At 42.0% G+C, this 12,916-nt stretch carries 15 protein-coding genes; 6 read left to right on the forward strand and 9 right to left on the reverse strand.

Annotation, left to right across the window (positions count from 1 at the left end; all coding sequences use genetic code 11):
• Nucleotides 1–4: 4 nt before the first annotated feature.
• The 5 genes from coaBC to AB8P51_RS14620 form a co-directional block, all read right to left on the reverse strand.
• On the reverse strand, nt 5–1,210 hold the full coding sequence (gene coaBC / locus AB8P51_RS14600; RefSeq protein ID WP_369749604.1) for a bifunctional phosphopantothenoylcysteine decarboxylase/phosphopantothenate--cysteine ligase CoaBC: 1,206 nt from the start codon (nt 1,208–1,210) through the stop codon (nt 5–7).
• Nucleotides 1,211–1,546 (reverse strand): DNA-directed RNA polymerase subunit omega, encoded by a 336-nt coding sequence (locus AB8P51_RS14605; protein ID WP_369749605.1) that lies wholly within the window; start codon nt 1,544–1,546, stop codon nt 1,211–1,213.
• The gene (locus tag AB8P51_RS14610; RefSeq protein WP_369749606.1) at nt 1,543–2,385 is read right to left on the reverse strand and encodes an outer membrane protein assembly factor BamD; all 843 of its coding nucleotides are present in this window, start codon (nt 2,383–2,385) and stop codon (nt 1,543–1,545) included. The genes AB8P51_RS14605 and AB8P51_RS14610 overlap by 4 nt, the downstream gene beginning before the upstream one ends.
• A 110-nt stretch (nt 2,386–2,495) precedes the next feature.
• Complete coding sequence (dapA, locus tag AB8P51_RS14615) at nt 2,496–3,383, reverse strand: 4-hydroxy-tetrahydrodipicolinate synthase (protein ID WP_369749608.1); 888 nt, start codon at nt 3,381–3,383, stop codon at nt 2,496–2,498.
• A gap of 2 nt (nt 3,384–3,385) precedes the next feature.
• On the reverse strand, nt 3,386–3,919 hold the full coding sequence (locus tag AB8P51_RS14620) for a hypothetical protein (RefSeq protein WP_369749609.1): 534 nt from the start codon (nt 3,917–3,919) through the stop codon (nt 3,386–3,388).
• Between the two features lie 79 nt (nt 3,920–3,998).
• Here AB8P51_RS14620 and AB8P51_RS14625 point away from each other — a divergent pair, with 79 nt between their 5' ends.
• On the forward strand, nt 3,999–4,757 hold the full coding sequence (locus tag AB8P51_RS14625; protein ID WP_369749610.1) for a 5'-nucleotidase C-terminal domain-containing protein: 759 nt from the start codon (nt 3,999–4,001) through the stop codon (nt 4,755–4,757).
• A complete protein-coding gene (locus AB8P51_RS14630) occupies nt 4,754–5,665 on the forward strand; it encodes a bifunctional UDP-sugar hydrolase/5'-nucleotidase (RefSeq protein WP_369749611.1) in 912 nt (303 codons plus the stop codon). The genes AB8P51_RS14625 and AB8P51_RS14630 overlap by 4 nt, the downstream gene beginning before the upstream one ends.
• A 44-nt stretch (nt 5,666–5,709) precedes the next feature.
• Here AB8P51_RS14630 and AB8P51_RS14635 read toward each other — a convergent pair whose 3' ends face one another.
• The 3 genes from AB8P51_RS14635 to prmC all read right to left on the reverse strand — a co-directional run bounded on the left by AB8P51_RS14635 (nt 5,710) and on the right by prmC (nt 9,240).
• The gene (locus tag AB8P51_RS14635) at nt 5,710–6,015 is read right to left on the reverse strand and encodes a hypothetical protein (protein ID WP_369749612.1); all 306 of its coding nucleotides are present in this window, start codon (nt 6,013–6,015) and stop codon (nt 5,710–5,712) included.
• Nucleotides 6,016–6,372: 357 nt separating this feature from the next.
• Nucleotides 6,373–8,370 (reverse strand): NAD-dependent DNA ligase LigA, encoded by a 1,998-nt coding sequence (gene ligA, locus AB8P51_RS14640; RefSeq protein ID WP_369749613.1) that lies wholly within the window; start codon nt 8,368–8,370, stop codon nt 6,373–6,375.
• Nucleotides 8,371–8,382: 12 nt separating this feature from the next.
• A complete protein-coding gene (prmC, locus tag AB8P51_RS14645; protein WP_369749614.1) occupies nt 8,383–9,240 on the reverse strand; it encodes a peptide chain release factor N(5)-glutamine methyltransferase in 858 nt (285 codons plus the stop codon).
• 130 nt (nt 9,241–9,370) lie between these two features.
• On the opposite strand from prmC, the gene ribD reads away from it, so the two are divergent.
• The 4 genes from ribD to AB8P51_RS14665 are packed head-to-tail and all read left to right on the forward strand — an operon-like array spanning nt 9,371 to nt 12,523.
• A complete protein-coding gene (ribD, locus tag AB8P51_RS14650; RefSeq protein WP_369749615.1) occupies nt 9,371–10,423 on the forward strand; it encodes a bifunctional diaminohydroxyphosphoribosylaminopyrimidine deaminase/5-amino-6-(5-phosphoribosylamino)uracil reductase RibD in 1,053 nt (350 codons plus the stop codon).
• Nucleotides 10,416–11,018 carry an HAD family hydrolase gene (locus AB8P51_RS14655; protein ID WP_369749616.1) on the forward strand — a complete coding sequence of 201 codons (603 nt, stop codon included), beginning with the start codon at nt 10,416–10,418 and terminating at the stop codon, nt 11,016–11,018. The genes ribD and AB8P51_RS14655 overlap by 8 nt, the downstream gene beginning before the upstream one ends.
• Nucleotide 11,019: 1 nt before the next feature.
• Nucleotides 11,020–11,883 (forward strand): EamA family transporter, encoded by an 864-nt coding sequence (locus AB8P51_RS14660; protein WP_369749617.1) that lies wholly within the window; start codon nt 11,020–11,022, stop codon nt 11,881–11,883.
• 10 nt (nt 11,884–11,893) lie between these two features.
• Nucleotides 11,894–12,523 (forward strand): YigZ family protein, encoded by a 630-nt coding sequence (locus AB8P51_RS14665; protein WP_369749618.1) that lies wholly within the window; start codon nt 11,894–11,896, stop codon nt 12,521–12,523.
• Here the strand turns inward: AB8P51_RS14665 and AB8P51_RS14670 are convergent.
• Complete coding sequence (locus tag AB8P51_RS14670; RefSeq protein WP_369749619.1) at nt 12,510–12,914, reverse strand: acyl-CoA thioesterase; 405 nt, start codon at nt 12,912–12,914, stop codon at nt 12,510–12,512. The genes AB8P51_RS14665 and AB8P51_RS14670 overlap by 14 nt on opposite strands.
• Nucleotides 12,915–12,916: the final 2 nt, after the last annotated feature.

Genomic DNA, 12,916 nt, shown 5'->3' on the forward strand with positions numbered 1-12,916 from the left:
AATACTACGCATGAAGGCGATCAATAATTTCTTTCCAGATATCCGCAGCAACTTCCGCTTTGGTCTTTACATCAAACGATTTTATTGAGGAATTCTTGTCTATAAAGGTGACTTTGTTAGTCACTCCTCCAAAACCAGCTCCTTTATCCTTCAAAGAGTTTAGTACAATAGCATCCAGATTCTTTTTCTTAAGCTTTGTAAGTGCATTTGACAATTCATTTTCTGTTTCCAGGGCAAAGCCCACCAGAAACTGACTTTTCTTAGACTTTCCAAGAGTTTGAAGGATATCCTGATTCTTTACCAGTTCGAGGGTAAGCACATCCGATTTTTTCTTGATCTTCTCCGGGGCAGTCGTCTTTGGCTTGTAATCGGCTACAGCGGCGGCAGCAATGACGACATCAGACGTTTCGTAAACCCCGATTGCTGCCTTATACATCTCGTCGGCGCTGGTTACTCTATGCAGGGTAATAAATGGACTATTTATCACCAGAGAGGAAGGGCCCAGAACGAGATTCACCTCAGCTCCCAGAGCAGCCGCCTTCCTTGCGAGTTCCACACCCATCAGTCCAGTAGAATAGTTGCCTATGTAACGAACGGGATCAATGGCTTCATAAGTGGGCCCCGCTGTGATCAGGACGTTTTTGCCTTCCAGAGGCAGGCCTTTGCGCATATGTTTTTGAACAAGCTCGACGATTTTCTCAGGTTCTTCCATTCGGCCTTCGCCTTCCAGACCACTGGCCAATTCCCCACTTGCCACGGGGATTAAAATATTTCCGAAGGATTCCAATTTTTCAATACTCGTTTTGGTGGTAGGATGCCGGTACATATCCAAATCCATGGCTGGCGCAAAGTAAACAGGGCATTTTGCGGAGAGGTAAGTCGCCATTAAGAGGTTGTCACAAACTCCGTTGGCCATTTTAGAAAGAGTGTTTGCTGTCGCAGGAGCAATAAGCATCAGGTCGGCCCATAATCCCAGTTCTACATGGTTGTCCCAGTTAACCGTTCCTTCATCTTCTTTAATAAAATCGAGATGAACCGGGTTTTTCGACAAGGTGGCCAGAGTGAGGGGAGTAACAAAAGAAGCGGCGCTTTCAGTTAAAATGACTTTAACTTCAGCGCCGGCTTTAATAAGTAATCTGACAAGAAATGCAGTTTTGTAGGCGGCAATACCTCCGGTAATTCCCAAAAGGACCTTTTTGCCTTCTAACATCTACTGATCGTCTTTCTCCGTATTTCTGTGGTAAATTTTGTCTTCCAACCATTCCGTGATGGCCATGGCGTGTGGTTTAGGTAATTTTTCATAGAACTTGGAAACTTCTATTTGTTCCTTGTTTTCGAAAACCTCCTCTAAACTATCACTATAGGTAGCAAACTCCTCTAACTTTTCGAGTAATTCTTTTTTGATCTCTGAATTAATCTGAATAGCTCGTTTTGCCGTGATGGAAATCGCTTCGTAAATGTTATCGGTTTTTTCATCAAATTCATTTCTGTTGATCGTAACCGTAGAAACAGGAGCTTTGGTGTTTTTTAAGTCATTCATATTCATTTCGATGTAATTTCTTGAGCTTTATATTCTGATAGTTGTTCATTAATTTTCTCGTACAAATCATCCGCCTTTTTGAGAAAACTGGTCTGTGGATAATACTTCAGTAAATTATTGTAAGCGGTTTCTGCTGTTTCCAGCCGTTCTTGTTTTCTATTCTCAGTACTGTTCAAGGCAAGATTTGCCGTGGCCACTAATTTAAGGTAAAATGCTTCTTCCCTGAAAATTGTACCAGGGTAATCTGAAACAAAATTATCGAGAGCTGCAACCGCTGAGATGCTGTAATCAAGTATATAGGAGTTTCCAAGCTTTGTAAATTGCTTGGCTATCTCAAATGCTTTCTTTTCCTTTTTGGTAGTAAGTTCCCGGGCCATGGTATTCGCTTCAGGCATAAACTCTGACTCAGGATAAGAGTTGATAAAATTCTGCAGTTTCACCAGGGCTTTATCTGTATCTGTCTGGTCCAAAGAGTATCGGGGAGACAGCATATAGTAGCTTTTCGCTCCCAGAAATGAAGCTTCAGCCGCTTTGTCACTTTTGGGATACGACTTCAAAAATCTTTCAAACTGATAGCCGGCAAAATTGTAATTCTCAATCTGAAAGTAGGTATCAGCAAGAAAGAACAACACTCGTTCTCCCTGTGGTTTCCCAACGTATTTAGGGGCTATCTGTTCAAACAGGCGATTGGCCCGCTTGTAATCTTTTTCCTCGTAATACTTTTCGGCAAGGTCATACTTGGCCTTTACATCTTCATTCTTGAGTACTTTCTGATACTCATTACAGGAGATGGCCAGCATAGCTATCATGGCAAGGGGTAAAATACTACGGAGCTTAAAAAACATTTTGCAAAATTACGGATTCCAGTTGGAATATAAAACTAATTCTTCATCACAAACATAAACCGAATCCCGGTCTAAATAGCAGGTTTTGAGGAACTTTTAACGAATTTGATTTAAATTGGAATAGCAAATGATTGGACAAAAGCAGCGATTTTGGATTTAAGTTCGGGTGAAGCTTCAACCAGGGGAAGTCGCACTGAGGCTGTTGAAATCCCAAGACTTTCAAAAATCGCTTTAATACCTGCCGGGTTCCCTTCTTCAAAAATAAGACCCATCCCCGGTGACAATGCGTTATGCAATTGATATGCATTGTCATACTCGCCGTTTAGGCCGTATCTGATCATTTTGGACATCTCCGATGGCATTCCCTGTCCGAGCACGGAGATCACCCCTATACCACCTTCAATTACAGTGGGAAGGGCTGTAATATCGTCTCCGGAGATGACGTAAAACCCGTCCGGCACCTCCCTGATCAATTTCTTAATCTGCTCAATATCCCCACAGGCCTCTTTTATTCCGATAACATTGGGGCAGGATTCTGCAATCCTCACAACTGTTGAGGGCAATATATTACTCCCTGTTCTCCCGGGTACATTGTACAGGATTATGGGTTTGGAAGAAGCCGAAGACAGAACTTTGTAGTGTTGAAAGATCCCTTCCTGTGTAGGTTTGTTGTAATAAGGCGATACTGACAAAACGGCGTCAAAGGGGGAGAGATCTGTAGACTTTAGTTCTTCTGCAACTGCGCTTGTATTATTTCCTCCGATGCCGACCACCAACGGGAGTCGGCCATTGTTTTCTAGAATTACAGTTTCAACAACTTTCTTTTTCTCCTCTTTTGTCAGGGTGACAGATTCCCCGGTAGTACCCAGCACCACCAAATAATCAACTCCGCCTTCAATAGAGTGTCGCACCACTCTTTTGAGTGCGTCCAGATCAAGTGATCCGTCCTTCTTAAAAGGAGTAACCAGGGCCACACCAGTTCCGTAAAGTTGTTCCATTTTCACAATTCGCGCATTACCTTTAAATATTTCTTTAATTCCGTTTTATAAGTTTCAAAATCCTTCATGGGTGACTGGATAATCAAATCATTGAGATTGGAATCCAGCTCTGCAAAACCCACTTTGATCCTAGCTCTTGTTTTTACCGTCATCAATTTTAAAATCAAGGTGTCCTGAGTGTAATAATTCAACAGCAGGTCGTACTCTTTGCTCAGGAATTCCAAAGCGTAACTATTTTCAACAGCCCCGCCCCAGCCCAGATCTTTATCTGAAAATACCGGAGTTGAATAAGGAGAATTCTTGTCATAATATGCCCTGTATCCCATTATCTTAACTGCGTTAGGCCTTAATTGCAAATGATCTATTAGTTGATAGAAAAGATCTGAGTTAGGAAAATTATCAAGGTCTACAATTACACCTACTCTATGAAGACCTTTATCTGTTTTCGTCGATTCAGGAACTGACAGAAGCTCGTTTTTCAGGTATTTTTCCCCGGATTTGTGCTTAAATTTCTCCTTAAGTGCCTGTAAAAACATCTATCTTTGGCTTTTCACAAAGGTAATTATTCTCCCTGCAATAACCGGGGTAAAGTTAGTAGCTTTAGCTTGTTTAAATATGAAACATTTTGTTTTATTTGTAACAATTTCCTTTTTATTTTCCTGTGTCGATAAGCCTTCTCATCTTCAATCGATTTCCGGAAAACAACTTCATATAGATAGCGTCTTAGTGGCTGATGATTCTGTTGAAGCTTTTATAGAACCCTATCGGCAACGCATCAATACGGTACTCGACAGTGTTTTGGCTTTCGCACCTGAAGACATTGACAAAAGAGATGGTGAATTGAATTCTTCACAAGGGAATCTAATGGCAGACATCATTCTTAAGCAGGCATCACCCATCTTTAAAATGCGTACAGGGAAAGAGGTGGATATGGCTCTGATGAATTACGGGGGCATTCGAAATGTAATTTCCGCCGGCAATGTCACCGCAAGAACTGCCTTCGAGGTGATGCCCTTTGAAAATTATATAGTGGTCATTGAAATTTCGGGCCGCGTAGTGAGGGAAATGGTAAATTATTTAATGGCATCAAACAATCCACAACCTATAAGTGGTATCAAAATCGTACTTAACCATGAAGGTCGACTTCATGAAGTGACAATTCAGGGGGAACCGTTAGATGAAGAAAAGACCTATTATCTGGCCACTATCAATTATCTCCTGGAAGGTGGAGGGAATGCCGAATTCCTGAAGCAGAATAGTGAGGTAAACGACCTGAATTACCTGCTCAGAAACGCTATGATCGACTACTTCAAGTCGGTTGACACCCTACGTGCAGAGGTAGATGATCGTTTCATTCAATTAAAAAACCTATGAAACGCAGATCTTTTGTTCTCAATTCCATAGCCGGTGCCGGATACATGAGTGTGGGTGGATCTGTTTTAAGCAGTTGTTCGCTTTCCACAGAAAAAACGATCACCATTCTGCACACCAATGATGTACATAGCCATCTGGATCCCTTCCCAGCCGATCATGCGACTTTTCCCGATATGGGTGGGATTGCCCGGAGAGCGTCTCTGATATCATCTATCAGGAAGGAAAATCCAAATACATTACTGCTCGATGCAGGCGATATCTTCCAGGGGACCCCTTATTTTAATTTTTATGGAGGTGAACTGGAATTCAGGTTGATGAGTCGATTAAAATACGATGCCGCAACCTTGGGGAATCATGATTTTGACAATGGGATAGACGGACTATTAGCTCAGCTTCCTTATGCTAAATTCGATTTTCTATCTGCCAATTACGACTTCACTAATACCGCATTAAATGGAATGACCTCTCCCTATAAAGTTTTTGAGGTGGATGGGATCAAAGTAGGGGTTTTCGGTCTGGGGATCAATCTGGATGGTCTTGTAACAAAGAAACTCTACAAAGAAACCAAATACCTGGATCCGGTTGAGATTAGTATTGATACGGTCAGGATTCTGAAAGAGGAGAAAAATTGTGATCTGGTCATTTGCTTATCTCATCTGGGCTATGAATACAGAAATCCTGAATTGGCGAGTGATGTTTTGCTTGCTTCAAAAACTCAGGATATCGACCTGATCATCGGTGGTCATACGCATACATTCCTAGATAAACCGGTGGTCCGTAAAAATCGAAAAGACCTTCCGGTACTTATAAATCAGGTGGGGTGTTACGGAATTAACCTGGGGCGAATCGATTTTCATTTTGACGGGTCTGAGCTAAAAACAGGGGAAGGGATTTCTATTTCAGTCTAGGTTAGCAGTGAGAAGGGTCTGACTCAAATTTCTCCTGATCAATATCAACCCTCTAAAAGAATATAATCTAAAATTTCTGCAAATTCTTCCTCCAGGGATTTTAAGGACTTTGGTCTCCCTGCACGGTTATACCAATAACCGGCATTCCATATATCCCCTTCTTTCCTGTGTAAATACGCGTGAATCCAGGTAGCGTCAGGGGTATTCAGCTGGTCAACAATGTCGTGTGCTCTCTCCCAGTCCCCTTTCGCATCCCACCAAAGAGATTGCAAGGTCTCAGGCCAATTTAAGGGTGGTTGATCGGCGTCCAGACTAATTTCAAATTCTTTTTTGTCTTTAAGGTATTTCAAGGTATTGAACAGGTAATTATTTAACAGGCTTCAGGTATAAATTTAATGGATTCGTATCTAAATAGGCAAGGGCAATAAAAGAATGTACTTTCTTACTACTTCAACCTGAACTTAAAAAAACCAAATGATGAAAAGAACCCTTATTACCTTACCGTCCGAACTCGGTTTTTTCTTTGGCAGTTTAACATTTTTACAGGCACAAGAAGCATAAAAGAACCTTTTGGGGAATCCATAATGCTGGTCCCCGGTAATACCAAACTAAAAACACTTGGAAAGAAAATGCACAAACACAATATGAAATAACATCAGGAAAGTGATGCCCTTCTAACCTACAAATTCCTTAAACCCAAAGGAGGTTTATTTTATTAAACTGAGAAATTCTGATTCCGATATGATAGGCACCCCCAGGGTTTCTGCCTTGCTTCTTTTGCTCGGGCCCATATTATTCCCAGCAACCAGATAGGAAGTTTTAGAAGAAATAGAAGAACTCACCTTCCCCCCATTGTCCTCTATCAGTTTTTTTAACTCGGTTCGTTCCAGGTTTTCGAAAACACCGGAAACTACCAGGGTCTTACCTTTCAGCAAGTCGGTTTGATTCTCAAGCTGAGCTTCTGAAAGAGAGAAATTCAACCCGTGTTTCCTGAGTTCTTCCACAATCTCTCTATTTTTTTCTTCTCTGAAAAATGAAACCACACTATCCGCTATACGCTCCCCGATTTCATTCACCTGTGTGAGGGATTCGGGAGTGGCATTCATAAGAGCATCAATATTTTTAAATGCCCTGGCAAGGACTTTGGCAACCGTTTCTCCCACATAGCGAATCCCAAGGGCAAAAAGTACGCGTTCAAAAGGAATATTTACCGAATCTGCTATCCCCTGAATAAGGTTTTCGGCCGACTTTTCAGCCATGCGCTCCAGGGGGATTACCTGCTCCTTGGTAAGCGTATATAGATCGGCATAGTTCTCAATGAGCCCTTCTTTGAAGAGCAACTCAACCGTTTCAGCCCCCAGACCATCAATGTCCATAGCCTTTCTTGAGATAAAGTGCTGAATCCTGCCAGTAATTTGAGGCGGACACCCTGTGGAATTTGGACAGAAATGCTGCGCTTCCCCCTCTTGTCGCCTGAGGAGTGTATGGCATTCCGGGCAATGGGTGATGTATGTGGTGGGTTTTGAATTTTCAGGACGTTTAGACAGATCAACTCCAACTATCTTTGGTATGATCTCGCCTCCCTTTTCCACAAATACAGTATCACCTTCCCGAATATCGAGTTTAGCGATCTGGTCTGCATTGTGGAGCGAAGCTCGTTTTACAGTGGTGCCCGCCAAAAGCACAGGTTCCAGATTGGCTACCGGGGTAATGGCCCCAGTCCTTCCCACCTGGTATGTAATTTTCTCAAGAACAGAAATCGCCTGTTCGGTTTGAAATTTATAAGCTATAGCCCAGCGGGGAGATTTTGCCGTATATCCCAGTTCCTCCTGTTGTTGCAGATTATTTATCTTAATCACAACACCATCGGTTTCGTAGGGCAGGTCATGCCGGTGGGAATCCCAATAGTCGAGAAAAGTCAAAACATCGTCCATAGTCTTGCAGAGCTTTGCCTCCTGTGGAATTTTAAAGCCCCATTCCCTTGCTTTTTCCAGGAGTTTGAAATGTGTTTCAGCCGGCAGATCCCTTCCTACCAGGGCATACAAAAGGCAGTCGAGTGGTCTTTCTGCTACCGCAGCGCTGTCCTGAAGTTTCAGACTGCCCGAAGCCGTATTCCTTGGATTCATATAAGGATCATCACCATTCTTAATACGCTCTTCATTCATTTTCTTAAATCCCTCAAGGGGCAGGATGATCTCACCCCGGATATCAAATTTTGAAGGATAATCCCCTCTCAATTTCAGGGGAACCGATTTTATTGTTTTTACATTGGCAGTTACATCGTCTCCCTGAAAACCATCTCCTCTCGTTAGCGCCTGGGTCAAATGACCATCTTCATAGGTTAAACTGATGGAAGCCCCGTCGTATTTTAATTCACAGGTAAATTCTACTTCTGTGCCCCCCAGTATCCTATGCACACGTTTTTCCCAATCCATCAATTCCTCCCTGGAATAGGAGTTGTCCAAAGAATACATCCTTTGTTCATGGGTAACTGTAGTGAAGTTTTTGGTAATGGCACCCCCTACTCTCATAGTAGGAGAACTGGGATCCTTAAACTGGGGATGTGCATCCTCAAGAGCTTGTAATTCCTTGAGTTTAACATCAAATTCGTAATCGGATATCACAGGTGCATCGAGTACGTAATAGCGATAATTATGATCGTGAAGTTCTTTTCTCAACGCATTAATTCGCTCTTCCGGGGTCATATAGTATTTATTTTATTTATCAGTTTTTATGGCTTTCAGAAATCTGTCTTTCCCGTGCAGATCTTTGCTGAGCTCAATCTGCTTAAAAGAATGATCCTTTAGCAATTTACTGGTTTCAGCTCCAAAACGCTGATTAATTTCAAGGTAGAGTATACCGCCTTCAACCAATGCCTTCGAGGCTTCAGGAATTATAAATTCATAAAATAGTAGCGGTTTTTCATCAGGAACAAAGAGTGCCATTGAAGGTTCAGCATCCTTCACGTGTTCTTCCATCGCCAATTTCTCCTTCTCCAGCACATAAGGAGGATTGGAAACAATAATGTCATAATGGTTACTTTCCAAATCCATAGACATGATATCCGATTCCAAAAACAACACATCAACTTCATTGATCCGTGCATTTTCCCCAGCTATTTTTAATGCCTCAGCAGACAGGTCTGTTCCTGTTATCTTCGCATTTGGAAGATGTTTCGCCAGTGAAATAGCAATACAACCACTGCCTGTTCCAATATCCAGAATTTTCAACAGCCTGGAAGAAGTCTTAAAATCCTCGATTATTTTACGGACCAGTTCTTCGGTTTCAGGTCTGGGTATCAACACCTTATTATTTACCTTAATCGGAAGATCAGTAAAGGTGGTAACCCCCAGAATGTATTGCAGGGGTTGTCCGAGTTTAAGGGCTGATAAACCTCTGAAGAAAACACCTTCTTCTTCTTTTGATATAATCCAGTCAGGATGAAGCGCTAAATGAAATTTGGGTTGACCCAGATAGTGTTCAACGAAGTGGTAGAAAAAATGATTTACCTCATCTTTCCCATATCGTTGATCCAGCTCCTTATGGAAGATATGTTTTATTTCTTTTAGTAACAAATCACAAATAACTGAAGGTCAATCTAATATAAACCTATATTTAGCTTTGTATACAAGGTCTAAATACTCTGAAAAAACTTCACGATTTTCCAGCACCTTTCAATCCTTTTTAATATCCTATTTTTGCGAAGTGAAGATACACGAAAAATATATTCTGAGGTGTATAGAACTGGGTAAAAACGGGCTTGGGACAACAGCTCCGAACCCCATGGTGGGATGTGTTATTCTGTATGATGATAAGATCATAGGAGAAGGGTTTACAAGTCCCTTTGGGGGGGCTCATGCAGAGGTAAACGCCATTAACTCGGTTAAAAACAAGAATTTACTAAAAAAGGCCATTTTGTATGTGAGCCTGGAACCTTGTTCGCATTATGGAAAGACCCCTCCTTGCACAGATTTAATATTGAAATGCGGCATCCCCAGAATTGTCATTGGTATTCAGGATCCTCATAGCAAAGTGGCCGGAAAAGGTATAAACGCACTTGAGGAAAAGGGACGGGAAGTGATCGTCCCGGTTCTGAAAGAGCAATGCAGGGAGCATCATAAAAGATTTCTCACCTTTCACGAAAAGAAAAGGCCCTATATTATCCTGAAATGGGCAGAAAGTTCGGATGGTTATATTGCTCCAAAAAAATCAGAGCGCGCAAAAACCCCTGAGCCCTTCTGGATCTCAAATCGCTATTCAAGGCAATTAGTTCACCAATGGAGGACAGAGGAACAGGCTATTTTAGTAGGAACCAACACGGTACTGGAAGACAACCCGAAATTAAACCCCAGGACATGGCAGGGCAAAAGCCCATTGAGGGTAGTAATCGACAGGCATTTAAAAATTCCTGAGAACTATAATATCTACGACCAAACAGCAAATACCCTGATCTTCACTCAGGCAAAAACTGATCTCCCAAAACGAAAGGGTCTTGAGTTTCAGGAAATTGATTTTTCAGAGAATGTCATAACTCAGATATGTGATCAGTTACATCAACGGAACGTACAAAGTATTATCATTGAAGGCGGAGCTGAAACCCTTAAGTCTTTTATAGAGCATGATGTCTGGGATGAGGCGCGCATCTTTACCGGGACTTCTGAACTAGGCAACGGAATCAAAGCCCCCGAGATTGGGGGAGTAGAAATAGAGAGGACAACCCTCGAGAATGATCTGTTGAGAATCCTTAAAAATGATTAAGAATATACTTTTCGATTTTGGAGATGTATTTATAAATCTGGACAAAGATGCCACAGTCCGCGAACTGGCAAATGCTGGTTATCATGAGATTGAAGAAGAATTGTATCCCATGATCTTCAGCTTTGAGAAAGGCTTGCTGACTAGCTCGGAATTTGTGAAAATGGCGCAGAATTATTTCCCGGGAATAGAAGAGAAGAAATTAATTACGGCCTGGAATGCTATAATTCTCGATTTCCCGGAACCCCGTCTCGACTTCATAAAAGACTTGGCTGCCAAAGGAAAATTCAGGCTGTTTTTATTAAGCAATACAAATGTACTTCACATTGAAAGGGTAAAGGAAGAAATGGGAAAAGAGACCTACGAGATATTTAGAGACTGCTTTGAAGGTTTTTATCTCTCACATGAAATGAAAATGCGCAAACCTGATGCCGAGGTTTTCAGAACCATACTTGCGACTCATTCCTTACGGCCACAAGAAACCCTTTTTGTAGACGATACACTGGAACACATCCTAAGTGCCCGAAATTTAGGCCTGCAGACCTGGCACCTGCAAGTTGGAAAGGAAGAAGTAACTGACATCAAAAAGCATTTATGATATGCTGTATCTAGCCCTGAGTATTCTTTGTTCCAGTCTGATCTTTGTAATCTTTAAGCTATACGCCCGATTTAAAGTGCAAACCCTGTACGCCATTATAATAAACTACTTTACTGCTTGTTTAGTGGGTTTCACCATGATGGATAATAAGGTTAGTCCACTGGAAATTCCCGGTAAAAGCTGGTTTATCGGCACGCTTGCCCTGGGAGTCCTCTTTATTATCATTTTCAATCTTATGGCAAAAACATCTCAGGTTTTAGGTGTATCGGTTGCCTCAGTAGCTACGAAGATGTCCTTGAGTATCCCTGTTGTACTTGGGGTCTTTTTATATGGTGAGGAATTGGGGCTTTTAAAAGCAATTGGTGTTCTCCTTGCCTTATGTGCGGTCTATTTTAGTTCGATGCGAAAGGCGCACCTTCCTTTCGACAGGAGATCATTATTTCTGCCGCTAATGGTTTTTCTGGGCTCAGGGGTAATCGATGCCAGTATACAGTACGCCGAGCAGTACTTAGTGCCATCTGAAGAATTTCCCGTTTTTTCTTCTACGGTTTTTGCCAGTGCCGGGTGTTGTGGTTTAGTTTTTATTCTTTTCAAGTCCTTTACGGGAAATATCCGGATGGCTCCCCAAAGTATTTTGGGCGGAATAGCCCTTGGAGTTCCCAATTTCTTTTCGATTTATTTTCTCCTCCGCGCGCTGCAAAACGAAGTATTAAACAGCGCATCCGTATTTACCATTAACAATGTGGCCATTGTAATGTTTTCGACCTTATTGGGTATACTGCTCTTCAGGGAAGTACTCAGTTTCAGGAACTGGATAGGAATTGGCCTTGCCATTCTGAGCATTCTGCTGGTTGCGGCCTTTTAAATGAAGAAATATGTCTACTGATCAGTATAAAACAATAGCCACTCCTGCTGAAGGTATTCTATACAAGGAACGCAACAGTAAATTCATGGGTTTCGCATATCCTGTCAAAAATGAAGAAGAAATCAAGACTATCCTGGAAAATATCAGGCAGGAACACAGGGGTGCCAACCATGTCTGCTATGCCTGGCAACTGGGCATGGATGCAGTGAGCTGGCGGGCGAATGATAACGGGGAACCTAATAATTCTGCAGGATTACCGATTTACGGTCAGATACAGGCCTTTGAGCTGACACAGGTTCTGGTGGCGGTAGTCAGGTATTTCGGAGGGACCAAACTTGGTGTTGGCGGACTCATTTCTGCCTATAAAAAAACAGCTCAACTTACTCTTGAGGAGGTGAAGATCATTAAAAAAACCATCTTCCATACCCTTACGGTAGAACTTGATTACAGCTCGATCAATCCTGTAATGCGCCTTATTAAAAAATATCAGCTCCAGCTACTCGATCAAGCGTCAGGTACCAAGGTAAAGTACAGGCTTAATATTCCGAGAAATAAGGTAAATGAAATAAGGAAAAAATTAGAAGCTATGAAAGGTGTTGATGTGATATTAAAAAGTGATCCAGCTTCTAGTCCGAATTGAGAAGAAGCAATATGGAATCGGGGCATTTTATGGGGCGCCCAGTTTTCATATCCATAAAAGCTAATACCGTTCTGGCAGTAACCAACAATTCGTCTTTTTCGTTGCGAATTTCATATTCAAATTCAATTTTAACAAGGGGAGGTTTTGAAAGTCGGGTAACGACCGTGATCAGGTCGTCATAGGTTGCCGATTTCTTGAAATCCATCTGTAAGGAAATTACGGGCAACATGATTCCGTCTTTTTCCATCTGCTTGTAAGAAAATCCCAGGGACCTCAACCACTCTACCCTGCCCATCTCCAGGTATTGGGCATAATTCCCGTGGTAGACCACCCCCATCTGGTCTGTTTCCCCATATCGAACTCGAAAAGAAAATTTGTTTTGATGCTCCATTT

It is taken from the genome of Muriicola sp. SD30, from assembly GCF_041205185.1.
GTDB lineage: Bacteria > Bacteroidota > Bacteroidia > Flavobacteriales > Flavobacteriaceae > Muriicola.

What these genes read in the sequence shown, in the direction of transcription:
- coaBC (WP_369749604.1), bottom strand. Translation starts at nt 1,210, where the DNA reads ATGTTAGAAGGCAAAAAGGTCCTTTTGGGAATTACCGGAGGTATTGCC.
- AB8P51_RS14605 (WP_369749605.1), bottom strand. Translation starts at nt 1,546, where the DNA reads ATGAATATGAATGACTTAAAAAACACCAAAGCTCCTGTTTCTACGGTT.
- AB8P51_RS14610 (WP_369749606.1), bottom strand. Translation starts at nt 2,385, where the DNA reads ATGTTTTTTAAGCTCCGTAGTATTTTACCCCTTGCCATGATAGCTATG.
- dapA (WP_369749608.1), bottom strand. Translation starts at nt 3,383, where the DNA reads ATGGAACAACTTTACGGAACTGGTGTGGCCCTGGTTACTCCTTTTAAG.
- AB8P51_RS14620 (WP_369749609.1), bottom strand. Translation starts at nt 3,919, where the DNA reads ATGTTTTTACAGGCACTTAAGGAGAAATTTAAGCACAAATCCGGGGAA.
- AB8P51_RS14625 (WP_369749610.1), top strand. Translation starts at nt 3,999, where the DNA reads ATGAAACATTTTGTTTTATTTGTAACAATTTCCTTTTTATTTTCCTGT.
- AB8P51_RS14630 (WP_369749611.1), top strand. Translation starts at nt 4,754, where the DNA reads ATGAAACGCAGATCTTTTGTTCTCAATTCCATAGCCGGTGCCGGATAC.
- ligA (WP_369749613.1), bottom strand. Translation starts at nt 8,370, where the DNA reads ATGACCCCGGAAGAGCGAATTAATGCGTTGAGAAAAGAACTTCACGAT.
- AB8P51_RS14655 (WP_369749616.1), top strand. Translation starts at nt 10,416, where the DNA reads ATGATTAAGAATATACTTTTCGATTTTGGAGATGTATTTATAAATCTG.
- AB8P51_RS14660 (WP_369749617.1), top strand. Translation starts at nt 11,020, where the DNA reads ATGCTGTATCTAGCCCTGAGTATTCTTTGTTCCAGTCTGATCTTTGTA.
- AB8P51_RS14665 (WP_369749618.1), top strand. Translation starts at nt 11,894, where the DNA reads ATGTCTACTGATCAGTATAAAACAATAGCCACTCCTGCTGAAGGTATT.
- AB8P51_RS14670 (WP_369749619.1), bottom strand. Translation starts at nt 12,914, where the DNA reads ATGGAGCATCAAAACAAATTTTCTTTTCGAGTTCGATATGGGGAAACA.